The sequence below is a fragment of the Geobacillus sp. GHH01 genome, from assembly GCF_000336445.1.
Classification (GTDB): Bacteria; Bacillota; Bacilli; order Bacillales; family Anoxybacillaceae; genus Geobacillus; species Geobacillus zalihae.
On record NC_020210.1, the window covers coordinates 3559381 to 3583134 of the forward strand.

24 protein-coding genes are annotated in these 23754 nt (G+C 52.6%); 1 reads left to right on the forward strand and 23 read right to left on the reverse strand.

All coding sequences use genetic code 11. From position 1 onward, the window contains the following. Nucleotides 1-168 precede the first annotated feature (168 nt). From GHH_RS17595 to GHH_RS17650, 12 genes are all read right to left on the reverse strand, one after another. Nucleotides 169-1455, reverse strand: coding sequence for an adenylosuccinate synthase (locus GHH_RS17595; RefSeq protein ID WP_015376123.1), 1287 nt, complete (start codon nucleotides 1453-1455; stop codon nucleotides 169-171). 217 nt (nucleotides 1456-1672) lie between these two features. Continuing rightward, the gene (gene dnaB / locus GHH_RS17600) at nucleotides 1673-3037 is read right to left on the reverse strand and encodes a replicative DNA helicase (protein ID WP_013146699.1); all 1365 of its coding nucleotides are present in this window, start codon (nucleotides 3035-3037) and stop codon (nucleotides 1673-1675) included. Between the two features lie 78 nt (nucleotides 3038-3115). After that, on the reverse strand, nucleotides 3116-3565 hold the full coding sequence (gene rplI, locus GHH_RS17605; protein WP_015376124.1) for a 50S ribosomal protein L9: 450 nt from the start codon (nucleotides 3563-3565) through the stop codon (nucleotides 3116-3118). After that, nucleotides 3562-5538 (reverse strand): DHH family phosphoesterase, encoded by a 1977-nt coding sequence (locus GHH_RS17610; protein WP_015376125.1) that lies wholly within the window; start codon nucleotides 5536-5538, stop codon nucleotides 3562-3564. The genes rplI and GHH_RS17610 overlap by 4 nt, the downstream gene beginning before the upstream one ends. 46 nt (nucleotides 5539-5584) lie before the next feature. Next, on the reverse strand, nucleotides 5585-6511 hold the full coding sequence (locus GHH_RS17615; protein WP_011232943.1) for a YybS family protein: 927 nt from the start codon (nucleotides 6509-6511) through the stop codon (nucleotides 5585-5587). A 136-nt stretch (nucleotides 6512-6647) separates the two neighbouring features. After that, a complete protein-coding gene (gene rpsR, locus GHH_RS17620) occupies nucleotides 6648-6884 on the reverse strand; it encodes a 30S ribosomal protein S18 (RefSeq protein ID WP_008880812.1) in 237 nt (78 codons plus the stop codon). 97 nt (nucleotides 6885-6981) lie between these two features. Continuing rightward, entirely contained in the window at nucleotides 6982-7476 is a 495-nt protein-coding gene (gene ssb / locus GHH_RS17625) for a single-stranded DNA-binding protein (protein ID WP_015376126.1), read from the reverse strand. 30 nt (nucleotides 7477-7506) lie between these two features. Then, nucleotides 7507-7794, reverse strand: coding sequence for a 30S ribosomal protein S6 (gene rpsF / locus GHH_RS17630; protein ID WP_011232945.1), 288 nt, complete (start codon nucleotides 7792-7794; stop codon nucleotides 7507-7509). Nucleotides 7795-8008: 214 nt separating this feature from the next. Further along, the gene (gene ychF, locus GHH_RS17635) at nucleotides 8009-9109 is read right to left on the reverse strand and encodes a redox-regulated ATPase YchF (protein ID WP_015376127.1); all 1101 of its coding nucleotides are present in this window, start codon (nucleotides 9107-9109) and stop codon (nucleotides 8009-8011) included. Between the two features lie 239 nt (nucleotides 9110-9348). Then, nucleotides 9349-11370 (reverse strand): molybdopterin-dependent oxidoreductase, encoded by a 2022-nt coding sequence (locus tag GHH_RS17640; RefSeq protein ID WP_013524882.1) that lies wholly within the window; start codon nucleotides 11368-11370, stop codon nucleotides 9349-9351. A 56-nt stretch (nucleotides 11371-11426) separates the two neighbouring features. Next, the gene (locus tag GHH_RS17645) at nucleotides 11427-11624 is read right to left on the reverse strand and encodes a DUF951 domain-containing protein (RefSeq protein ID WP_011232948.1); all 198 of its coding nucleotides are present in this window, start codon (nucleotides 11622-11624) and stop codon (nucleotides 11427-11429) included. 12 nt (nucleotides 11625-11636) lie between these two features. After that, nucleotides 11637-12542, reverse strand: a complete 906-nt coding sequence (locus GHH_RS17650; RefSeq protein ID WP_013524883.1) for a mechanosensitive ion channel family protein — start codon at nucleotides 12540-12542, stop codon at nucleotides 11637-11639. 186 nt (nucleotides 12543-12728) lie between these two features. Here GHH_RS17650 and yyaC point away from each other — a divergent pair, with 186 nt between their 5' ends. Further along, on the forward strand, nucleotides 12729-13352 hold the full coding sequence (gene yyaC / locus GHH_RS17655) for a spore protease YyaC (protein ID WP_015376128.1): 624 nt from the start codon (nucleotides 12729-12731) through the stop codon (nucleotides 13350-13352). A gap of 72 nt (nucleotides 13353-13424) precedes the next feature. On the opposite strand, the gene GHH_RS17660 is transcribed toward yyaC, so the two are convergent. From GHH_RS17660 to rpmH, 11 genes are all read right to left on the reverse strand, one after another. Beyond that, the gene (locus GHH_RS17660; protein ID WP_015376129.1) at nucleotides 13425-14126 is read right to left on the reverse strand and encodes a DUF554 domain-containing protein; all 702 of its coding nucleotides are present in this window, start codon (nucleotides 14124-14126) and stop codon (nucleotides 13425-13427) included. A gap of 54 nt (nucleotides 14127-14180) precedes the next feature. Then, the gene (locus tag GHH_RS17665; protein ID WP_015376130.1) at nucleotides 14181-15050 is read right to left on the reverse strand and encodes a ParB/RepB/Spo0J family partition protein; all 870 of its coding nucleotides are present in this window, start codon (nucleotides 15048-15050) and stop codon (nucleotides 14181-14183) included. Then, complete coding sequence (locus tag GHH_RS17670; RefSeq protein WP_011232953.1) at nucleotides 15043-15804, reverse strand: ParA family protein; 762 nt, start codon at nucleotides 15802-15804, stop codon at nucleotides 15043-15045. Before GHH_RS17670 ends, GHH_RS17665 begins: the two co-directional genes overlap by 8 nt. A 125-nt stretch (nucleotides 15805-15929) precedes the next feature. Continuing rightward, nucleotides 15930-16775 carry a nucleoid occlusion protein gene (noc, locus tag GHH_RS17675; protein ID WP_011232954.1) on the reverse strand — a complete coding sequence of 282 codons (846 nt, stop codon included), beginning with the start codon at nucleotides 16773-16775 and terminating at the stop codon, nucleotides 15930-15932. Nucleotides 16776-16934: 159 nt separating this feature from the next. Further along, nucleotides 16935-17651, reverse strand: coding sequence for a 16S rRNA (guanine(527)-N(7))-methyltransferase RsmG (rsmG, locus tag GHH_RS17680; RefSeq protein ID WP_015376131.1), 717 nt, complete (start codon nucleotides 17649-17651; stop codon nucleotides 16935-16937). Between the two features lie 23 nt (nucleotides 17652-17674). Next, nucleotides 17675-19564, reverse strand: coding sequence for a tRNA uridine-5-carboxymethylaminomethyl(34) synthesis enzyme MnmG (mnmG, locus tag GHH_RS17685; protein WP_011232956.1), 1890 nt, complete (start codon nucleotides 19562-19564; stop codon nucleotides 17675-17677). Nucleotides 19565-19582: 18 nt separating this feature from the next. Continuing rightward, nucleotides 19583-20971 (reverse strand): tRNA uridine-5-carboxymethylaminomethyl(34) synthesis GTPase MnmE, encoded by a 1389-nt coding sequence (gene mnmE / locus GHH_RS17690; protein WP_011232957.1) that lies wholly within the window; start codon nucleotides 20969-20971, stop codon nucleotides 19583-19585. Nucleotides 20972-21314: 343 nt separating this feature from the next. Next, the gene (jag, locus tag GHH_RS17700) at nucleotides 21315-21971 is read right to left on the reverse strand and encodes an RNA-binding cell elongation regulator Jag/EloR (RefSeq protein ID WP_011232958.1); all 657 of its coding nucleotides are present in this window, start codon (nucleotides 21969-21971) and stop codon (nucleotides 21315-21317) included. Next, nucleotides 21968-22732, reverse strand: coding sequence for a YidC family membrane integrase SpoIIIJ (gene spoIIIJ, locus GHH_RS17705; protein WP_011232959.1), 765 nt, complete (start codon nucleotides 22730-22732; stop codon nucleotides 21968-21970). The genes jag and spoIIIJ overlap by 4 nt, the downstream gene beginning before the upstream one ends. Before the next feature lie 73 nt (nucleotides 22733-22805). Beyond that, complete coding sequence (gene rnpA, locus GHH_RS17710; RefSeq protein ID WP_011232960.1) at nucleotides 22806-23171, reverse strand: ribonuclease P protein component; 366 nt, start codon at nucleotides 23169-23171, stop codon at nucleotides 22806-22808. A gap of 70 nt (nucleotides 23172-23241) precedes the next feature. Further along, entirely contained in the window at nucleotides 23242-23376 is a 135-nt protein-coding gene (rpmH, locus tag GHH_RS17715; protein ID WP_003253900.1) for a 50S ribosomal protein L34, read from the reverse strand. Nucleotides 23377-23754: the final 378 nt, after the last annotated feature.

Here is a 23754-nt window from a genome sequence, read left to right on the forward strand (position 1 = left end):
TGCGATGGAATCCTATCATTACTAATTTACCATGTTATGAACATGAAATCATCCTTTGCCGATTGCCATTTTGAGGAGCCGATCAAAGAAAAAAGCATAGACGCGCGCGCATCTATGCCTGTCGTTTGCATTGTTTATACGCTGCCTGCCACCGTCCACTGTTGCCGCTTACGCGTAGACGCTGCGGACGACGTTCGTTTGCGAACGGTCCGGTCCGACGGAGAAAATCGAAAGAGGGATGCCGGTGAGCTGGGAAATGCGCTCGACGTAATGGCGGGCGTTCGCCGGCAGCCCGTCTAGACTTTTCACCCCGGTGATATCTTCCGTCCAGCCAGGAAGTTCTTCATAGATCGGCTCGCATTCGGCCAACACTTTTAAGCTGGCTGGAAATTCTTCGAGCACTTGGCCGCGGTAGCGATAGGCGACGCAAATTTTCAACGTTTCAATGCCAGTCAACACGTCGATCGAGTTAAGCGACAAGTCCGTAATGCCGCTCACCCGGCGGGCATGACGGACAACAACACTGTCAAACCAACCGACGCGGCGCGGACGGCCGGTCGTCGTCCCATACTCGCGGCCGACTTCGCGAATGCGGTCGCCGATTTCATCGTGCAGCTCTGTCGGGAACGGCCCGTCGCCGACGCGCGTCGTATAGGCTTTCGCCACCCCGACGACATGCTTGATTTTCGTCGGCCCAACACCGGCGCCGATCGTGACCCCGCCAGCGACTGGATTCGACGACGTGACAAACGGATACGTTCCTTGGTCAATATCAAGCATGACGCCTTGCGCTCCTTCGAACAAGACGCGGCGCCCTTCATCGAGCGCATTGTTCAATACGACAGATGTGTCACAGACGTATTGGGCGATTTGCTGGCCGTACTCGTAATACTCTTCAAAAATGTCCTCGAAGCGGAACCCTTCGGTACCGTACACTTTTTCGAACAACATGTTTTTCTCTTCCAAGTTGCGGGCCAGCTTTTCCGCGAACACATCGCGGTCGAGCAAATCGATGATGCGGATGCCGATTCGCGCCGCTTTATCCATGTACGCCGGCCCGATTCCTTTTTTTGTCGTGCCGATTTTATTGGCGCCTTTCCGCTCTTCCTCGAGTCCGTCCAATTTCAAATGATACGGCAAAATGACATGGGCGCGGTTGCTGATGCGCAAATTATCGGTCGAAACGCCGCGCTCATGCAAATAGGAAAGCTCGGCGACAAGCGCTTTCGGATCAATGACCATGCCGTTGCCGATGACGCAAATTTTGTCTTTATAAAAAATGCCCGACGGGATTAAGTGAAGCTTATACCGCTCCCCGTTAAACACGATCGTGTGTCCGGCGTTGTTCCCTCCCTGGTACCGGGCAATGACTTCCGCGTTTTCCGATAAAAAGTCTGTAATTTTCCCTTTTCCTTCATCGCCCCATTGCGTGCCGACAACAACGACTGACGACATGGCGAGCACCTCCAGTTTCCTCGGTCTAAACATTGTCAGTGTACCAGTTTTCAGCCATAAAGTCAATTAAACACGAACATTAAAAGAAAATATCGTCTTTTTTATTCGTTTATTAATGATCAGGAAGGCTCCCTCTTCAACGCCGCGGGTGTAAACGGGGAAATAGTCAAAGACCAAAAGAACAAAAAGGCGCTCGACGCCGGCAGCGCGGTCCGTCTTACGCCCCCGGTGGAATTTGCGCCTCATCGAAACGGCGCTCTAAGTTGACGAATTTATTGTACTCTTTAATAAAGGCGAGCTGCACCGTCCCGACCGGGCCGTTCCGCTGTTTGGCGATAATGATTTCGATGATGTTTTTGTTCTCGGAATCTTTGTTGTAGTAGTCGTCGCGATACAAAAAGGCGACGATATCAGCGTCTTGCTCAATGCTCCCCGATTCGCGAAGATCGGACATCATCGGCCGCTTGTCCTGGCGCTGCTCAACGCTGCGCGACAGCTGTGACAAAGCAATGACCGGCACTTCGAGCTCGCGGGCGAGCGCCTTTAACGAACGGGAGATTTCCGACACTTCCTGCTGGCGGTTTTCCCGGTTGCGCCCACTTCCTTGAATGAGCTGCAAATAATCGATCACCACCATGCCGAGGCCGCTTTCCTGTTTCAAGCGGCGGCATTTGGCGCGAATGTCGCTGACGCGGATGCTCGGCGTATCGTCAATATAAATGCCGGCGTTTGACAAACTGCCCATCGCCATCGTCAGCTTGCCCCAATCTTCCGGCGTCAGCTTGCCAGTGCGCAAGTTTTGGGCGTTGATGTTGCCTTCGGCGCAAAGCATCCGCATCACAAGCTGCTGGGCGCTCATTTCCAAGCTGAAAATCGCGACATTTTCGTTCGTCTTCGTCGCCACATTTTGGGCGATGTTTAATGCGAATGCCGTCTTCCCGACCGATGGCCGGGCGGCGACGATAATCAAGTCGCTGCGCTGAAATCCGGACGTCATCCGGTCGAGTTCCGTGAATCCGGTCGGGATGCCGGTGATGTCCCCGTTCCGGTTATGGAGCATTTCAATGTTGTCATACGTCTGTACGAGAACATCTTTAATATTTTTAAAGGTGCCTGAATGTTTCCGTTGGGAAACCTCCATAATTTTCCGTTCCGCTTCATCGAGCAAAACGTCAATTTCATCTTCCCTTGTATAGCCATCTTGGGCAATCGATGTCGCCGTGCGAATGAGGCGGCGAAGCAATGATTTTTCTTCCACAATGCGGGCGTAGTATTCGACGTTGGCCGCTGTCGGCACAGAATCAGCAAGCTCGCTTAAGTAGGAGACACCGCCCACTTCCTCCAGCTGCTCCAAAGCGGCCAGTTCCGCCGTCACCGTCACTAAATCGACCGGCTCGCCTTTATCAGCGACGCGAAGCATGGCGTGGAAAATTTTTTGATGGGCCGCGCGGTAGAAGTCTTCGGGAATTAATCGTTCCGAGGCGAGCGTCAGCGCAGTGGGATCCAAAAACACAGCGCCAAGCACGGCCTGCTCGGCTTCAATGCTTTGCGGAGGAATTCGTTCTGAAAAAAGTTCGCTCATCGTCTCACCGCCTTTTCCCCCGTTTCATTTCCGTCGATAATGCCCCCGCCATAGCGGGCGGGGGCATCGTCGCTACCGTTATTTTTGTTCCTTGACGTGCACTTTTAAGGTCGCTGTCACTTCCGGATGGAGCTTCACCGGCACATTCGTATATCCGAGGGAGCGAATGGCATCAGCAAGCTCGATTTTCCGTTTGTCAAGCTTCAAGCCGTGCTGGGCCTGAAGCGCCTCAGCGATTTGCTTGCTCGTGATCGAGCCAAACAAACGGCCTCCCTCGCCCGCTTTCGCCGGAATTTCCACCGTCAGCTTCTCGAGCTCTTCTTTCAGTTTTCTCGCATTGGCCAATTCTTCCGCCGCTTGGCGCTGCTCTTTTTGTTTTTGCGCCTCGAGCGCTTTGATGTTCGCCGGCGTCGCTTCAATGGCGAGCCCTTGTTTGAACAAAAAGTTGTTTGCGTAACCGTCGGCGACGTCTTTGATTTCCCCTTTTTTCCCTTTTCCTTTCACATCTTTTAAAAAAATGACTTTCATGATGGCTTCCCCCCCTCGAAATAGTCATGAATGGCTTCACGCAGCTGCCGCTCCGCCTCTTCCACCGTCACTTCGGACAATTGGGCGGCGGCGTTTGTCAAATGTCCGCCTCCACCAAGCCGTTCCATAATGACTTGCACGTTGACATCGCCGAGCGAGCGGGCGCTGATGCCGACCGTCCCGTCGGACCGCTTGGAAATGACGAACGAAGCAACGACGCTGCTTAAAGTGAGAAGCGTATCGGCCGTTTGCGCAATCAACACTTGGTCGTGCACCTCGTTCTCGCCGCCTTTGGCGATGGCGATGCCATGCTCATCGATCACCGCCCGTTCGATCAATTTCGCCCGTTTGACGTAGTTGGCGATGCTTTCCCGCAGCAATTTTTGCACAAGCACCGTATCCGCTCCTTGGGCGCGCAAGTATGACGCGGCGTCGAACGTCCGCGAGCCGGTGCGGAGCGTAAAGCTTTTCGTGTCGACGACGATGCCGGCAAGCAGGGCGGTCGCTTCGAGCATCGTCAGCTTCATCCGTTTCGGTTGGTACTCTAACAGCTCGGTGACGAGTTCCGATGTCGAAGAAGCATAAGGCTCCATATAGACGAGAATCGGCGCCTCAATGAACTCTTCGCCGCGGCGATGGTGATCAATGACGACGATATGGTCGGTGCGATACAATAGCCGCTCTTCAATGACGAGCGACGGACGATGCGTATCGACGACGATCAAAAGCGTATCCTCGGTGACGAGCTCAAGCGCCTGCTCCGGCTTTAGGCATCTTGACCATAATTCAGCATGTTTTTTCATTTCCTCAAGCAACCGTTGCGCCCCGGCATCCGTTTTGGCCGGATCGACGACGATAAACCCTTCCTTTTGGTTCGATTGGACGACTTTTAAAACGCCGATCGCCGCTCCCATGGCGTCCATATCGGGATATTTATGGCCCATGATGAGCACTTTGTCGCTTCCTGCAATCAGTTCGCGAAGCGCATGGGAAATAACGCGGGCGCGGACGCGCGTCCGCTTTTCCATCGGGTTCGTTTTGCCGCCGTAAAACTTCACTTTTCCATTTCCTTGCTTAATCGCGACCTGGTCGCCCCCGCGCCCCAACGCTAAGTCCAAGCTTGATTGGGCGAGCGCCCCGAGCTCCGGGAGCTGGGACACGCCGGCGCCGATGCCGATGCTCAGCGTCAGCTGGGCATGATGTTTTGCCGTCTGCTCTCGCACTTCGTCGAGAATGGAAAATTTGCTTTTCTCGAGCCGCCCAAGAATATGTTCGTTCAATACGGCAATAAATCGGTCGGATGACGTCCGCTTCAAAAAAATGCCATAGTCGTTCGCCCACCGATTCAACACGGAAGTGACGAGGCTGTTTAGTTGGCTTTTTGCCTGATCGTCCATCCCTTGCGTAATTTCATCATAATTGTCAAGAAAAATAATGGCGAGCACCAGCCGTTCCGCTTCGTACTGCCGCTTCAATTCCAAATGCTCCGTAACATCAAAAAAGTAAAGAAGCCGTTCCGAGCGGCGAATGACCACTTTCAGTTGCTTTCCGTTCAATTCGACGATCTCTTCGTCCGTTTTTCCCCTTTTCACAAAAGCGGCCAACGATTCGGAAAGCTCGGCGAGAGAGCGGCCGACAAGCGTCTGTTCCTTAAAGCAGGCGGCCAAAAAACGGTTCGACCACTCGATTTCTCCCCCTTCATCGATGAGCATAATGCCGATCGGCATTTGCATCAACGCTTCCTCGCCTACTTTTTTCACCCGGTGCGACAAATTGGAAATATAGTGCTCCAACTCTTTATGCAAGGAGCGTTGCGCCCCAATGACATAATAAAGCACAAACCCGACGCCAAGAAGGGCGACGAGGCCAAGCAGCCATTGGAAGTAAAACAAGCCGATCGCCATAAGCACCGCCAAGGCGGCTAACGCATATAACGGATAGCGATACGCTTTCCTTTCATAAAAATGGGACATTCAAGTCAGCTCCTACACTGAAGAAATGACTCGCCTGATCCAATTATCATATGCGGCGGCGCAAATCAAATCCTAAATCAATTATACCGAATATCGCCACAAGATAAAGTAGAAAAGGCAGGAATAAGCAAACAACCGTCCCTGCCGCCACCACACCTTTGCCAACCCCTTTTTTGTAAGCGGCGTAGTAAAGAAACGAAAATCCTTGCACGATCATCGCCAGCTGCAACACATACGATAAGTTCAACACGGCGATATAGGCAAACGATCCTTCTTTGAACGGGAACAAGGAGAGAAGGAGCACGAAGACATACAACCACAATACAGTTTTCGGCCACATAAGCTCGCGAAACGGCGGCCATGAACCGACCGGCAGCTTCAGCCTCTTCATCACCGGCAGCGAGACGATGATCGTCGCGTACGCCAGCGCAAACGAAGCGATGACAAACAGCGTCGGAACCATATAGCCGATCAGCTTCAGCCCTTGTTCGAACTGCCTTTGCATCTCCAAAGGCGGCGCTTGTCCCATTCCCTTCATTAGATTCATTGCCGTGTCAAACGATTCTCGCACGAGCGCAAGCGTATCTTGGATCATATCGACGTGCAAAAATTGAATCGAGATGATGTAATCAAGCACGATATTCGCCAAAAATACAAGCGCGCCGACAAGAAGAACAAGATAACGGTTTTTCTGTTTCGAAAGCATCGCGCCGACGGCCATGCCGACGGTGCCAAACATAAGCGCCATCGGCAGCGACAAAAGCGAGCCGATCAAACCGGAGATGACAAGGGCCGCCGCCAGCAGCAACATAGCTGGAATCCACCCATGGCGCATCGTAAACACCATAAACGGAAGCGCTAAAAACAAAGCGGCGACAATCCCAATGACCGGCGCGTACAGCGCAAGCAAAAACAAAACAGCAAACAGCGCGAGCTCAATCGCCGCTTCGGTGAGGGCGTGCGTTTTTCGCAATGGACGTTCCCCTTTCTTTGTTTTTTTGGTGATTTGACCTCCTTCCCCACTTTCACTCTGCTTGGGAGTGGGAGTCCGCTCAGTCAGAGGAGATAAAAAAAGCAGTAAGGATCCCCCCTTACTGCTTGCTTTCGGCTCACTCATCCGCAACGTACGGCAGAAGCGCCATTTGGCGCGCGCGTTTGATCGCGACCGTCAATTTGCGCTGATATTTCGCGCTCGTTCCCGTTACACGGCGCGGCAAAATTTTGCCGCGTTCAGAAATGAACTTTTTCAGCAAATCGACATCTTTGTAGTCGATATGCGTAATGTTGTTCGCCGTGAAGTAACATACTTTGCGGCGTTTGCCGCGGCCGCCTTTCCGTCCTGCCATGCTGTTTCCTCCTTTCCGTTGCCATCGTTTCCTCATCGGTGGAATGGCCCGCTGCCTGCGCTTTGCTTCAAGACAGGGGCTTCAAGCGACTTGTTTATTAAAACGGCAAATCATCATCAGAAATATCGATCGGCTGGCCGTCATTGGCGAAAGGATCGTCATCGATGCGGCCAAACCCTTTTTCATCGGGATGTCGGTGGTTCTGATCTTGTCCGAATGGGAATGGATCCCCGTAGTAGCCGCCTGCTGTTGCCCCTCGCTGCTCGCTCGTTCCTTTCGGCTCAAGAAATTGGACGCTATCAGCCACCACTTCCGTCACGTACACGCGCCGACCTTCTTGATTTTCATAGCTGCGGGTTTGCAGTCGGCCATCGACACCAGCCAAGCTCCCCTTTTTCAAAAAGTTGGCGACGTTTTCCGCCTGGCGGCGCCAAACGACACACTGAATAAAATCCGTTTCCCGCTCGCCCTGCTGATTTGTAAACGGACGGTTGACCGCGAGCGTAAACGTGGCAACAGCCACTCCGCTTGGAGTGTAACGCAACTCCGGATCTCTCGTTAACCTGCCGACCAAAATGACGCGGTTAATCATCAGAACCACCTCTTCATCATGTCGAAAAGATTATTCTTCTTCTTTGACGACGATATGACGGATGATGTCTTCGCTGATGCGCGCTAAGCGGTCGAATTCTTGCACCGCTTTCGGCTCCGATACGACATTGACGATCATGTAATAGCCGTCGCGGTATTTTTGAATTTCATAGGCTAAGCGGCGCTTGCCCCAATCCGTCACGTTCGTAATCTCCGCGCCGTTTTCTTTCAACACGTTGTTGAACCGTTCCACGAGAGCTTGTCTCGCTTCATCGTCCATGTTCGGGCGGATGATGTACATGATTTCGTACTTTCTCACGCTCGTCACCTCCTTTTGGTCTAAGCGGCCCTTCCATTCGAAGAGCAAGGAGCAATCACCATTACTCACATTTGTTGATTATACCATGACCGACAACGATAAGCAAGGCAGTTTGCCGCATTCCGTCGGCGCAAACATCTTCCATCCGTATGGCCAAGCCAAAAACGGCCCCACGCCGTGACCTGCTGCATCCGCCCTGCCCTCGAACCAATGGTTACACGTTGAACCGGAAATGCATAATGTCGCCGTCTTGCACTTCGTAGTCTTTTCCCTCCAAGCGCACTTTTCCGGCTTCGCGCGCCGCCGCCATCGATCCAGCCGCGACAAGGTCATCGTACGACACCGTTTCCGCGCGAATAAACCCTCGCTCAAAGTCGGAATGGATGATGCCGGCGCATTGCGGCGCTTTCATCCCTTTGCGGAACGTCCACGCCCGCACCTCCTGCTCGCCGGCGGTGAAAAACGTCGCCAATCCGAGCAAGCTGTAAGCGGCGCGGATAAGTTGGTCAAGGCCGGACTGCTCGATGCCGAGCTCCTGTAAAAATTGCCGTTTTTCCTCATCGCTGAACTCAGCGATTTCCTCTTCGATTTTGGCGCAGACAACAATGACTTCAGCGTTGTCGCGCTTGGCAAACTCGCGCACGTCCTTGACAAACGGATTGCCGCTAGAGTCAGCGATATCTTCCTCGCCGACATTGGCGACGTAAAGCATCGGCTTTATCGTCAACAAATGCAGCTGCTTGACGATTTTCATCTCTTCATCAGTGAACTCGAGTGTGCGCGCCGGCTTGCCGGCTTCGAGCGTCTCCTTCAACCGCCGCAAAATGTCGTATTCAAACGCCGCCTCTTTATCCTTTTGCTTGGCGATTTTGCCGACCCGCTCGATTCGTTTGTCAATCGTTTCCAAATCAGCCAACACGAGCTCCAAATTGATCGTTTCGATATCGGCGAGCGGGTCGACTTTGCCCGCCACGTGGGTGATGTTTTCATCACTGAAGCAGCGGACGACTTGGCAAATTGCATCGACTTGGCGGATGTGAGACAAAAACTTGTTGCCAAGCCCCTCTCCTTTGCTCGCCCCTTTGACGATGCCCGCGATATCGGTAAATTCAAAAACAGTCGGCACCGTCCGCTTCGGCCGAAACATTTCCGTCAATACATCGAGCCGCTCATCGGGCACTTCGACGACACCGACGTTCGGCTCAATTGTGCAAAACGGATAGTTGGCTGACTCAGCACCTGCTTTTGTAATGGCGTTAAACAGCGTCGATTTGCCGACGTTCGGCAATCCGACGATTCCTGCTGTCAATCCCATTCGTTCCACTCCTCTTTCCCGTTCACATCTTTCCTCATTATATGGGCTGGCCAAGAAAATGACAAGCGCGCCGCAAGCGGGGAATGTTTCCTCTCCCACCCGCTTCAAAAAAGGCGGAAGTTTGCGCCCTTTTCCCAACACTTGGATGACAAAATCATCTTTTCGGATCAACAGCCTCAAACCGCATTTTGTCGTCGACCATATCTTTTTTCTACTGATCCGAAGCAACTGTGAACCGCTTACTTTGCTTCCGACGTGACTTTTTCAATATTGACCAAACAGTCATACAGCGTGCTGCCGCAGCCGTTATCCGACTCCAAATCGGACGTGAGGACGTTGACCGGCCCGCCGAACACTCCCCATTGTCCTTCGTCAATGTTGATCGTGCCTGGGTAGGCGCCATCAAGCATCTTGACCGTTCCCACGAGCGATCCACGGTCGTTGTAAACAAGCGCCCGGTCGCCATCGGCAAGACCTTTTGCCGCAGCAACATCAGCCGCTACCTCAATGCGGACTGTCTGAAGCGCTGGGATGAGCGGATAATGTTGCGAATGATTCGAACGGAGCGGATGGATCGTCAACAGCCGATACGGATATTTGGCGGCTAGTGCCGGATTGGACTCCTCCGATTCGGCCGGATACATGATTTGCAGCCGGCCGTCCATCCCTTTTTGCTTGGCGATGGTTGACGTAAATTCGTATTTTCCGCTTGGCGTTTGAAACCGGCGGTCGCGCCATGGCACCGGTTCGACAGGCAAAAGGACGCGGTGTTCTGTTTTCAATCGCTTCAGCGTAATGCCGTGATGCTCCAACGGCCGGAGCGCCATCGCAAGAAACTGCTCACGCGTATAGGCAAAATCATCCCCAAACCCGAGCCTTTTTGCCAGCTCCGTCCAAATCCACAAGTCCGGCTTCGCCTCACCCGGCGGGTCGACAAGCTTCGGCCCGTAGTTCAAATACGCATGGTACATCGATGAACAATAGACGTCTTCCTCTTCAAACGAAGCCGCTACTGGCAAAACATAATCAGCCATGGCAGCCGTATCGGTCATGAACTGCTCAAACACAACCACCGTTTCAACGGAAGCGAACGCTTTTTTCATCAAGTTCGTGTTCGGCACTTGAGCGAGCGGGTTGCCGCACGTGACGATCACCATGCCGATCGGTGGATCATTCGCCCGCAATATCTCTTCTCCCTGCTTCATCATCGTCCATGTGCGCGATGCCGTTTTCCGCTCTGGGAGCGTCAATGCGGCTTTATCAAAACACTCGCCCACCTGCAAGTTGCCAAAATTCGCCCCTCCACCCGGAATGCCAACGTTGCCGCTTGCGGCGACAAGGGCATCGATCCATCGGATTGTATTGCCGCCGTTCGCATAGCGTTGCATGCCAAGGCCAAGATACGTTGCGGTCGGCCGGTCCCCGTAAAGCCGGGCCAGCTCCGTCATTTGATCGCGGCTAACACCGGTATGCCGCTCAATCTCCGCCAACGAAATTGTCTGCAATAGTTGTTTGACATCATCAAACCCAATTGTGTGTTGCTTGATAAAGGCCCGGTCCTCCAACCCGAGTCGAAGCAGCTCTTTCATAATGCCCATCGCCAAAAAAGCGTCCATTCCCGGCTTGATGCATACGTACTGATCGGCGATGCGCGCCGTCGGGCCAAACAGCGGATCGATGACCACAATGGTCGCCCCGCGTTTTTTCGCGGCAAGCAACCGCTCGAATAAATGCATGTTCGTGCGGGCGACGTTTCGCCCCCAAATGACGATGTGGCGGCTGTTGTCGATATCTTCTGGCGCATGGCTGTAGGCGTTGCCAAAATCCCATGTCTGCGCCTCAATGCCCGCGCCCCAGCAAAGGCTGCCGATAAGCTCTGTTGCCCCACCATAACAATTAAAAAAACGGCGGTCCAGGTTTTTCAGCAGCCCGTTGTTGGCGTAATCATGGCTGTGAAGCACGGCTGTCGGCCCAAATTGTTCTTTCAACTTCCGCATTTTCCCGGCGATGTCATCAAGCGCCTCTTCCCAAGAAATGCGAACGAACTGCCCGTTTACTTTTTTCAACGGATAGAGAAGGCGTTCTTTGGCGTTTACCCGCTCTTTCAACATCCGCCCGCGTCCGCAAATGTTCCCTTTCGTGATGGGATGGTGTTCGTCGCCGTCAACCCGTACGACTTTCCCCTCGTTCACCGTCACCTTCAGCCCGCATACGTCCCAGCAGTTGAGCGGACATGATGTTACATGCGTCGTTCCCGTCATTTTCTCCCTCCCCTTCGCAACAAAAGAGCATGGCCTCGCCACCATGCTTCATTTGCTTATTCTTCATGCTTGACGAGCACTTTTTTCATTTTGCGGATAAACTCTTTGCGCGGCAACAAAACGCTATGGGCGCACCCTTCGCATTTAATGCGGATGTCAGCGCCCAAGCGGATCACTTTCCAACGATTCGTTCCACATGGGTGCGGCTTTTTCATTTCGACGATATCGTATAGGCCGAACTGTTTCTCCTCCATCGATCCACCTCCCTATGACAACGATTGCTCCCGTTGCGGCTTTGCCTCCGGCTGCTCTTGTCCGTCGCGGCGATGCAGCACAAGCCGCGGGTATGGGGTTTCGATTCCCCGTTCGTCCAACAGCAACTTCACTTCCTTGCGGATCGCCCGAGCGACCGCCAGATGGCGCATCGGCTTCGTTTCGCACGTGATGCGCAATACGACTTCTGAGCTGGCTAAATTTTGCACGCCAAGCAATTCCGGCGGGGCGACCATGTCTTCATACTTCGCCGGCAGCTGCGGAAGAAGCTCGCGGATGGCTTTCTCCGCCTCTTCAATGTCTTCTTCATAGGCGATGCTGACGTCAACGACAGCGAGGCTGTTGTGCAGTGAATAGTTCGTCACTTGAGTGATGCTGCCGTTTGGCAAAATGTGCACTTCCCCGGTCCAACTTTTAATTTTCGTCACCCGAAGCCCAATCGTTTCAACATACCCTTCAAAATTGCCGATGCGCACATAATCGCCGACCGCAAACTGGTCTTCAAAAATGATGAAAAATCCAGTGATGATGTCTTTCACTAAGCTTTGTGCGCCAAAACCCACGGCCAGCCCGACGACCCCAGCCCCGGCGAGCAGCGCTTTGACGGGAACGCCAAACGTATCTAAAATCATCAAGAGCGCAATAAAATATAGTACGTACGTAATGACGTTGTCGAGCAGCCGAACGAGCGTCGCCTCCCGCCGTTCGGAAATGCGGATCGGCGCCTTCTGTCGCACTTTGAACATGTTATGAACGGCAATTTTCAACACTTTCACCGCAATGGCGCATATGAGTAGGATCAGAACAATCTTCAGCGTCCCTTTTCCGATCTGGAGCCACAATTTCTCATCTATCAAAAATGCGAACAATCGGCTCATCGTTTTTTCCATCGTGTTCAACGTTGGCGACACCTCAATCTTTTTTCTTGTTCTGCGCTTTTATTTTAACAAGACCGGCCGCTGATTTGTAGCCCGATATCCCGTTATCGCGAAGAAAAGGCAAGAAAACGAACAATGAAATGTATATCATTCTTTTATTTTCCGTATACTGTTAATACTTTTGAAACGAAAGTAGGAGTGAAGCGAATGAGTATACCATCGATATTTTTCTCGTCCAAGGAGGAAAGGGACCGCGTGTTTTACGATGAGCAAGGGGCGGTGTCGTCGATCGCTTGGCGGGTCGCCTCACTGCTTCCCGACCCGCTCGTTCAGCCGGTCGCTATCGTTTGCATCGGCACAGACCGCTCGACCGGCGATTCGCTTGGACCGCTCGTCGGCACGATGCTCAAAGAGAAGCCGTTGGCTCGCTTCCACGTGTACGGAACACTCGAAGAACCCATCCATGCCGTTAATTTGGAAGAAAAGGTAGAAGCCATTCGACTCATTCATCACGATCCGTTCATGATCGCGGTCGATGCCTGCCTCGGGCGGCTGAAAAGCGTCGGCGCCATCACGATTGCCAAAGGACCGGTCCGCCCTGGGGCTGGGGTCAACAAACAGCTCCTTCCCGTCGGCGACGCCCATATTACTGGGGTTGTCAATGTCAGCGGGTTTATGGAGTTTTTCGTCCTGCAAAATACGCGCCTCCATCTTGTCATGAATATGGCGAAAACGATCGCCAATGGCATTTACGAAGCAGAGCGGTTCATCCTCCGAAAAGAGCGGCTCGCTGCCCCTCCGCTCTCAACAGACCGGCATTCATTATGGTAGGCAGCAAATCCCCCTCTTGGTCAGCTGTTCAAGGAGGGGATTTCTTTTCTGTCCGGCCAAAACAACCGGTCGTTAAACGAGTGAAAGAATGAAAACGGCGGCTGCCGTAATGAGAATGCTCGGCAGCAAATTGGCCACGCGAATGTTCGTCAAACCGAGCATATTGAGTCCAATGGCCATAATTAAAATACCTCCGGTCGCCGTTGATTCGGCGATGAACGAATCGAGCACTTCCTTCGGCACAAACCGTTCGATTTGCGTCGCCAACAGCGCGATGCTCCCCTCATAAACAACGACCGGCAAGGCGGAGAAGATGACGCCGATGCCGAGCGTCGTCGTCAAAATGACACTGGCAAAGCCGTCTAAAATCGATTTCGTATACAAGACGCTATGGTCGCCGCGCAGCCCGCTGTCAAGCGCTCCGACGATGGCCATCGCCCCGATGACAAACAACAACGTCGCGCTGACAAACCCTTTCGCGATGCTTCCTTGCCCGTTTCCGCTCACTTTCGCCTCGAGCCATTGACCGAGCTGGTTCAGCTTTTCCTCCCAGTTCCACCACTCCCCGAGAATGCCGCCGAAAACAAGGCTGAAAATAACAACGAGAAACTGTTCGCTTTTCATTCCCATTTGTATGCCAAGCAGCGCCACCGCAAGCCCAATCCCCCCCATCACCGTTTCCTTTACTCGCTCGGGGATGCGATGAAGCCATTTTCCAATCAACGCCCCGGCGATAATGCTGACTGCGTTGACAATCGTCCCTAACAACACCATGATGTCCAACCCTCTCTTGCAAAAAAATAAACCGGCCTTGATCAAAGGGCCGACTTACTCGTCGAACCGCACATCGAGCAGTTCTAATATTCTCTCTAAATCTTCCGGAGAAAAAAACTCAATTTCAATTTTTCCTCTTTTCCTCGTTTGTTTAATCGTGACGTTCGTCCCGAATTTTTCGCGCAGCAACGATTCGCTTTCCCGAATAAACACGCTTTTTTCCGGCGGTTTCCGCTTCGATGTTTCACGTGAAACATTTTCGTTCGCTTGTTGGATCAGTTTTTCAAGCTGGCGGACGTTCAACCCTTCGCGAATCGTCCGTTCCACGATCGATTTCATTTTGCTTTTTTGTTTCAGCCCTAAAAGCGCGCGGCCATGCCCCATCGAAAGTGTGCCGTCAATGAGCAGCTTTTGCACATCTAGAGGGAGGGACAACAAACGCAAATGATTAGCGATGTGCGGACGGCTCTTCCCAACACGGCTCGCGACTTCCTCCTGGGTTAAGTGCAGCTTGTCCATCAACATTTTGTACGCCATCGCTTCCTCGATCGGGTTCAAATCCTCGCGCTGCAAGTTTTCAAGAAGGGCGAATTCCATCATTTGCTCATCAGTCAACTCGCGCACCACGACCGGCACTGACGGCAAATTCGCCTCTTTGGCCGCCCGGTAGCGCCGTTCGCCAACGACGATTTCAAATCCGTTCGGTACACGGCGGACGATGAGCGGCTGCAAAATGCCGTGCTGCAAAATCGATTGCTTCAACTCCTCAATCGCCTCAGGCTGAAACGTTTTCCGCGGCTGGTACGGGTTGGGATGAAGGTCGTGAATGCTTACTTCCCGCACCGTTTCCTCTTTCCCATTCAATTCATTGAGAGAAAGGTTGTCAAACAGCGCACTGATGCCTTTGCCGAGACCTTTAGCCACGTTCAAGCACCTCCTTCGCCAGTTCCAAATACACTTCCGCCCCCCGCGATTTCACATCGTACAAAATGATCGGCTTGCCATGGCTTGGCGCCTCGCTCAGCCGCACGTTTCGCGGGATGATCGTCTGGTACACCTTTTCGCGGAAATACTTTTTGACTTCTTGAATGACCTGCAAGCCTAGATTCGTCCTTGCATCAAGCATCGTCAACAGAACGCCTTCGAGGCGCAAATCATAGTTTAAGTGCCGCTGCACAAGCCGGATCGTGTTAAGCAGCTGGCTGAGCCCTTCTAACGCATAATATTCGCATTGGACAGGGATGAGCACAGAATTGGCCGCTGTCAACGCGTTGAGCGTCAGCAAGCCGAGCGAAGGAGGACAGTCGATAATAATGAAGTCGTATTTGTCTTTCAGCGGCTCGATCGCGTTTCTCAGCCGGATTTCGCGGGAAATGACCGAGACGAGCTCAATTTCTGCGCCGGCGAGCTGGATCGTCGCTGGAATGACGTATAAATTTTCGATGTCCGTCGGTCGAATGACATCTTTTGCTTTCATGTCGCCAATGATGACATTGTAAATGCATTCGTCGACATCGCCTCGCTCAATGCCGATGCCGCTCGTCGCATTTCCTTGCGGATCGGCGTCAACAAGCAGCACTTTTTTTCCAAGATGCGCCAAACAGGCCGATAAATTGACCGCCGTCGTCGTTTTTCCAACTCCGCCTTTTTGGTTTGCAATAGCAATGACTTTTCCCACGATGCCACCTACCTCTATCTCTTCCTCAATCCATTTTATTTTAGCACGAAAACAGGAAAATGACTTTGTTTTCTGAAAGAAAAAACCCCATCAGCAGTGCTTGATGAGGCAAAAGGTGACTTTCGTTATTTTTTCGCGATTCGAATCGTAATTTGATAGTAGTCATCGAATTCTTCTTCTTCAGATTGGACGGACACCCCGCTGCTTTCGACCATGGAAAGCGACTGGCGGATCGTGTTGACGGCGATGCGCATATCGCGGCTGAACGCCTTTCGCTTCGGTTTTGGCTTCCGTTCCCCCGCCTCGAGCAGCTTTAACACCCGATCTTCCGTCTGCTTGACATTCAACTGTTTGTCGATGATTTCTTGCAGCAGTTTCAGCTGTTTTTCTTTATCTTTCAAGGCAATCAACGCGCGCGCATGACGTTCCGTAATCGCCCGTTGCAAGAGCGCCTCTTGCACCTCTTGCGGGAGTTTCAGCAGACGCAGCTTATTGGCGATCGTCGACTGTCCTTTGCCGAGCCGCTGAGCGAGCGCTTCTTGCGTCAAATCATGGAGCTCGATCAATTTGGCGTACGCCATCGCCTCTTCAATCGGCGTCAACTCTTCGCGCTGTAAGTTTTCAATGAGGGCGACGGAGGCGGTTTCTTTGTCATTTAAGTTTTTGATGATCGCGGGGATTTCCGTCCAGCCAAGCTTTTGCACCGCTCTCCATCTCCGCTCGCCAGCGATGATTTCAAACCGTCCGTTCCCGCATTCGCGGACGACGATCGGCTGGATGATGCCGTGCGTGCGGATCGTCAGCGCCAACTCGTCGATCTTCTCTTCATCAAACATCGTGCGCGGCTGAAAGCGGTTCGGAATAATGCTTTTGACCGGAATGTGGCGAACTTCCTCCCGCTCTTGCTTTTCCTCCATTTCTTCCTGTTCTTTTTCTCCAAAGCTGAACAAGCGCGAAAATGGATGCTTCATCCCCCTACACCACCTTTGGACATACTTGGCCAAAATGTCTCTGTCTCGCCCGGCATACGCCGCCTTACAGTCGGTTTTTTGGCGCGGGACGAAGGCGGGGAGCGAAACAGCTTGTTTCTCTCTTTCAGCCGGCAAAGCCCTCCCCCGCCCGCAAAGACGCTACTGAATCGGTTGTTTGTTCGGCGTTCCCGGTTTGCGCGGGTATTGGTTCGGCGTTTTTCTCATTTTTTGGATGAAAATGATCGTTCGTTCGCCTTCGTCAAACGGCAACGTGAACGTTTCCGTCGCCGTCACTTCTCCGCCAAGCACAGAAATCGCCTTGTTTCCCTCTTTCAGCTCCTCGGGCGCCGAAGCAGCTTTCATCGCAATGAATGTCCCGCCCATTTTCACGAGCGGAAGGCAAAGTTCGACAAGCACTGGCATGCGCGCCACCGCTCTGGCCGTGACGACGTCAAATGATTCGCGCATCCCCTTTTGACGGGCGAATGTCTCAGCGCGTTCGTGGTAAAGCGCCACGTCCGCAAGCCCGAGCTCGGTGATCAGATGCTCTAAAAAACGGATGCGTTTTTGCAACGAATCAACGATGGAAACGCGCAAATGCGGAAAACAAATTTTGAGCGGAAGGCTCGGAAATCCCGCCCCCGATCCGACGTCGCAAAGCGCAAGGGGCGCTGAAAAGTCGTAGTAAAAAGCCGGGGACACCGAGTCGAAAAAGTGCTTGACATAGACGCCGGGCTTGTCCGTAATAGCGGTCAAATTCATTTTCTCGTTCCACTCAACGAGCAGTTCGTAATAGCGCTCAAACTGCGCAAGCGCCCGGGAAGAGAGGAGAATTCCCCTCTCTTCGAGCATGGTTTGAAATTGTGTCGCCTCCATAAGCCAATCCTTTCCCTCATTGTTTATTCATTCGACACGCGCGCGATTCTTCCTTGTTCCAAATACACTAATAATATCGAAATATCGGCCGGATTGACGCCAGAAATGCGCGACGCCTGGGCGATCGAAAGCGGGCGCACTTGTTTGAGCTTTTGCCGCGCCTCGGTTGCCAGCCCTTGGATGGCGTCGTAATCGATATCTTCCGGGATTTTTTTGTTTTCCATTTTTTTGAGCCGTTCGACTTCTTGCAACGATTTTTGGATGTAGCCCTCGTACTTGATTTGAATTTCGACTTGCTCAGCCACTTCCGGAGCGATCTCCTCGTCAGCCGGCGCCAGTTTTCGGATGTGCTCGTACGTCATCTCCGGGCGACGGAGCAAATCGGCGGCGCGAATGCCGTCTTTCAGCTCGCTTCCACCCGCTTCACGGATGACTTCCTGCACTTTTGGCGTCGGTTTGATGATCACCGTTTGCAGCCGCTTTTTCTCCCGTTCGATCGCCTCTTTTTTCGCCAAAAATTTTTGATACCGCTCTTCGGAAATGAGACCGATCCGATAGCCGAGCTCGGTCAGGCGCAAATCGGCGTTGTCATGGCGAAGCAAAAGCCGGTACTCGGCACGCGACGTCAGCAGGCGGTACGGCTCATTCGTCCCTTTCGTCACCAAGTCGTCGATTAAAACGCCGATATAGGCATCCGAACGGCTTAAAATGATTTCTTCGCGGCCGAGCGCACGGTGGGCGGCGTTAATGCCGGCCATAATGCCTTGGCCCGCCGCTTCTTCATAGCCGGACGTGCCGTTGATTTGCCCTGCGGTATACAAGTTTTTCACAAGCTTCGTCTCGAGCGTCGGCCATAGTTGCGTCGGCACGATGGCATCATACTCGATCGCATAGCCAGCCCGCATGAGCTGCGCCTTCTCAAGTCCCGGGATCGTCTCGAGCAGCTTGCGCTGGATATGTTCCGGCAAACTTGTTGACAACCCTTGCACGTACACTTCTTCCGTTTCCCGCCCTTCCGGCTCGAGGAAAATTTGATGGCGCGGCTTATCGTGGAACCGGACGACTTTATCCTCGATCGATGGGCAATAGCGCGGCCCGGTTCCTTTGATCATGCCGGAGTACATCGGCGACAAGTGCAAGTTTTCATCGATGATGCGGTGTGTTTCCTCCGTCGTGTACGTCAGCCAGCACGGCAGCTGATCCGTGATGTATTTTGTCGTCTCGTACGAAAACGCCCGCGGCTCCTTGTCCCCCGGCTGAATTTCCGTTTTGCTGTAGTCGATCGTCCGGCTGTTGACGCGCGGCGGCGTGCCCGTTTTGAAGCGAACAAGCTCAAACCCAAGCTCTTCTAAATGCTCGGACAGCTTAATCGACGGTTGCTGGTTGTTCGGGCCGCTCGAATATTTAATGTCTCCGATGATGATTTCCCCGCGCAAAAACGTCCCGGTCGTAATGACGACCGCCTTGGCGTAATAATGCGCCCCCGTGTGAGTGATGACACCTTTGCAAACGCCGTCTTCGACGATCAGCCGCTCGACTTTTCCTTGCAGAAGCGTCAAATTTTCTTGATTTTCGAGTGTTTTTTTCATTTCCCGCTGGTACAGCACTTTATCGGCTTGCGCCCGAAGCGCGCGGACGGCTGGCCCTTTGCCGGTGTTTAGCATCCGCATTTGAATGTATGTTTTGTCAATGTTTTTTGCCATTTCCCCGCCGAGAGCGTCGATTTCGCGCACGACGATTCCTTTCGCCGGGCCGCCGATCGACGGGTTGCACGGCATGAACGCGATCATATCGAGGTTGAGCGTAATGACAAGCGTCTTCGCCCCGATGCGCGCCGAAGCTAATGCCGCTTCGCAGCCGGCATGGCCAGCGCCAACGACAATGACGTCATACGTTCCTCCATGGTAATCCATATGGCATTTCCTCCTCGCTTATTTTCCTAAACAAAACTGAGCAAACAGCTGATCAATCAAGCTTTCATGGACCGTATCACCAATGATTTCGCCAAGCAACTCCCATGCCCGGCGCAAATCGATTTGGACGAGATCAACCGGCATGCCGGCGTCAATGCCGGCCAAGGCATCCTCGATCGCTGTTTTCGCCTGCTCGAGCAAGGCGATATGGCGAGAGTTGGAAACGTACGTCAAATCGCCGGCTTCCAGCTCACCCCCAAAAAACAGGTCAGCAATCGCCTTCTCCAGTTCATCAATTCCTTGTTCATGCAACAGGGATGTCCCCACGACCGGCCGGCCGGCCGCCAGCTCCTTGACTCGCTCCATATCGATCCGCCGGGGCAAATCGGTTTTATTCACAATGACGATGGCGTCCATTCCCTCGATCATGGCAAACAGCCGCTCGTCCTCTTCCGTCAGCGGTTCATGATAATTCAAAACGAGCAAAATTAAGTCGGCCCGCTTCAACATTTGCTGCGAGCGCTCGACGCCGATCCGTTCGACGACATCTTCGGTTTCGCGGATGCCAGCCGTATCGATCAAGCGAAGCGGTACGCCGCGGACGTTGACATATTCCTCGATGACGTCGCGCGTCGTCCCCGGAATATCGGTGACGATCGCCCGATTTTCATGGGCGAGCGCATTCAAAAGCGACGATTTGCCGACGTTCGGCCGCCCAATGATGACCGTTGCCAGCCCTTCGCGCAATATTTTTCCTTGTGCGGCGGTCGACAGCAGCTTTTCAATTTGCCCGCGCACATATTCCGCCTTTTCCCGCAAAAGGCGCGGCGTCATTTCTTCGACATCATCGTATTCCGGATAATCGATATTGACTTCAACATGTGCCAGCGTCTCCAAAATCGTCTGCCGCAACTCGCGAATCAATTTTGACAGGCGCCCTTCCATTTGCTGTAGGGCGACGTTCATCGCTCGGTCGGTTTTGGCGCGGATCAGGTCGATGACTGCCTCAGCTTGAGATAAATCGATGCGCCCATTTAAAAACGCCCGCTTCGTAAACTCCCCCGGCTCGGCGAGCCGCGCCCCGTTTGCCAGCACGAGCTGCAGCACCCGATTGACGGAAACAAACCCGCCATGGCAGTTGATCTCGACCACGTCCTCGCGCGTAAACGTCTTCGGTGCGCGCATAACTGATACCATTACTTCTTCAACGACCCGTCCGCTTTTCGGATCGATGATATGCCCGTAGTGGATCGTGTGCGATGGAACGTCTTTGAGCCGCTTTCCGCTCGGGCTGCGGAAAAGCCGGTCAGCGATCTCAACCGCTTGATCTCCGCTCAACCGAACGATGGCAATCGCCCCTTCGCCCATCGGCGTCGAAATGGCGGCGATCGTATCAAATTCCGTCAAAGCTGTTCACCTCTCTTTACTCCGCTTTCTCTATATCCACAGCCCGTTTTGGCCGCTTTTTTTCCTTGTGCATATTCACTTAGTTCAATTTTAACTTATCCACATGTGAATAACAATACGGCGCGCTCAACGCGGTTGTTGAAAAATATAAGCGGCGGCCGTCAAAAAAGTTGGTGGAAACTAGTGATTGCTTCACAATCATCTGGACGGATAGGCAAAAAAGAGCGTTGCTGCGCTGTTTCCCCATTTGAAGAAGCTCTTGCTGGAGCGTTTCCCCCCATTTCCATCGCCAATCTTCCAGGCGGCGCCAATCCCGTAAAAAAAGAGGCCGCCTCTCTACAGTTTAGCGAGGCGCCTCTTTTTTCGGCGACATTTTGCCTGTTTTCGGAGCGACGACAATCGAACGGTGCGGATCAACGCCAACGGAATAGGTCAAGACGTGCTTGTTGTCAGCCAGCGCTGCATGGATGATCTTCCGTTCATGCGCCGGCAACGGCTCCAACCTTACTTCTTTTCCCGTCTTCACCGCCCGGGCGGCCAGCTTGTGCGCCAGTTCGATCAGCGCCTTTTCCCTTCGTTCGCGGTAATTTTCGACATCGACGGCAATCGACACGTATTCGTCAGCATGGCGGTTGGCGACGAGCTGCGCCAAAAACTGAAGAGCGTTTAACGTTTGCCCGTGCTTGCCGATCAATAGACCGACCGGCCCCCCGTGCACATGAAGCGTCACCTGCTTGCCGCGGCGGACGGCTTCGATGCTTGCCCCTTCCGCCCCCATTTGCGCGATGACTTGCTGCAAAAAGCGAACCGTCTCCTCAACCGGGTCGATTTTCAGCACGGCTTTCACAACCGCCGGCCGGCCGCCAAACAAGCCAAACCAACCTCTTTTCCCTTCATCGAGCACAACAATAACCGCACGCTCTCGAGGAACGCCAAGCTGCGCGAGCGCCAACTGCACCGCCTCTTCGACTGTCCGGGCAGTCGCGGTCACTTCTTTCACTTTTTCGCTCCTCCTGAATGGGCGGCAATCTCCGGCCCTTTAATGAGATACGTTTGCACAATGGAGAAAATATTTCCGACGACCCAGTAAAGCGACAAAGCAGCTGGGAAGTTGATCGCGAAAATGACGATCATAATCGGCATCATCCAAAGCATCATCGCCATTTGCGGGTTTTGCTGAGCGGAGCCGGCCATCATGATTTTCTGCTGGATGAACGTCGTCACGCCGGCAATGACCGGCAAAATGTAGTACGGGTCTTTTTCGCCAAGGTCAAACCATAAAAAATTATGTTGGGCAATTTCTCTCGTCCGCATGATGGCATGGTAAAATCCAATTAAAATCGGCATCTGGATCAAAATCGGGAAGCAGCCGGCCATTGGGTTGACGCCGTGCTTTTGGAATAAGAGCATCATCTCTTGCTGGAGCTTTTGTTGAGTTTGCGCGTCTTTTGAGCTGTATTTTTTGCGGAGCGCTTCAATTTCCGGCTGAAGCGCTTGCATCGCCTTCGCGTTGCGCGTCTGTTGAATCATCAGCGGCAAAATCAATAAGCGGATCAAAATGGTGACGACAATGATGGACAACCCAAAGCTTCCGCCGAGCAGCCCGGCGACATATTTGATCAGCCAAGAAAGCGGATAAACGATATACTCGTTCCAAAACCCCTTGCTTTCCGGGGTGATCGGTTTGTGAATTTCCGTGCATCCGGCCAGCACAGCCGCTAACGCACCGAACAAAATGATGAATCTGATTCGCCTTTTCACCTTCTTTTTCCTCCCACATATACAAGTTCACGTATGTATTTTACCATCTTTTTTTGCCGCGTGGAGCATTTTTTCAAGCCGAATGCGACGGTTGGCCTCCTTTTTTCAGCCCTCCGGATTTCCGGAGCACATGGATTAAACTTTTTTTTACTTCCGCATAATTCATCTCCGCCACCGGCTGCCTAGCGATCACGACATAATCTTTGCCAGGGGCAATCTCCTCTTTCAATTCGAGGAAGCATTGGCGGATGTAGCGCTTGATTCGATTTCGGACGACAGCCTTGCCGAGTTTTTTGCTGACAGACAGCCCGATGCGAAAATAAGGCTGCTCCGGGCGGTCAAGCGTGTAGATGACAAACTGGCGGTTGGCCGTTGAAGCGCCCCTCTGAAACACTTCCTGGAACTCTTCGTTTTTCTTGATCCGATACTTTTTTTTCATTCTCCCCAAACACTCCATTTCCCGGCGGCAAAATATTGAGAAAAAAGACCACTGAAACTTCAGTGGCCTATTATGCAGACAAAACTTTTCTTCCTTTGCGGCGGCGGCGCGCCAACACTTTTCTGCCGTTTCTCGTGCTCATGCGCGCGCGGAATCCGTGCACTTTGCTTCGTTTCCGTCTATTCGGTTGATACGTCCGTTTCATCTATGACACCTCCCTAGGGAATAACAGTTACGGGCAGTCTTTCTCATTATATTGAACAATCTTAGCAAATGTCAACCGCCTCTTCGTTTTTCCAACTTTGATCAGCGCTGTGGATAAATTTTTTCTCCCTATCAACAATCCACAACATTTATCGACATTTTTTTCACATGTTCAATGGTGTGGATAATGATTTTTTCACACCCTGTCCATTTTGTGGATAATCAAAAAAATCCCGTTGCAACAAGCCGCTTTATTTGCTATTATTATTGTGTTTTCACTATGGATAATTATGTGGATAAGATGAGTCTATCCACATTTTGTGGATAGATTGTGGATAGTTTTTTCACAACGCGTTAATAATGTTACCCACAGATGGTG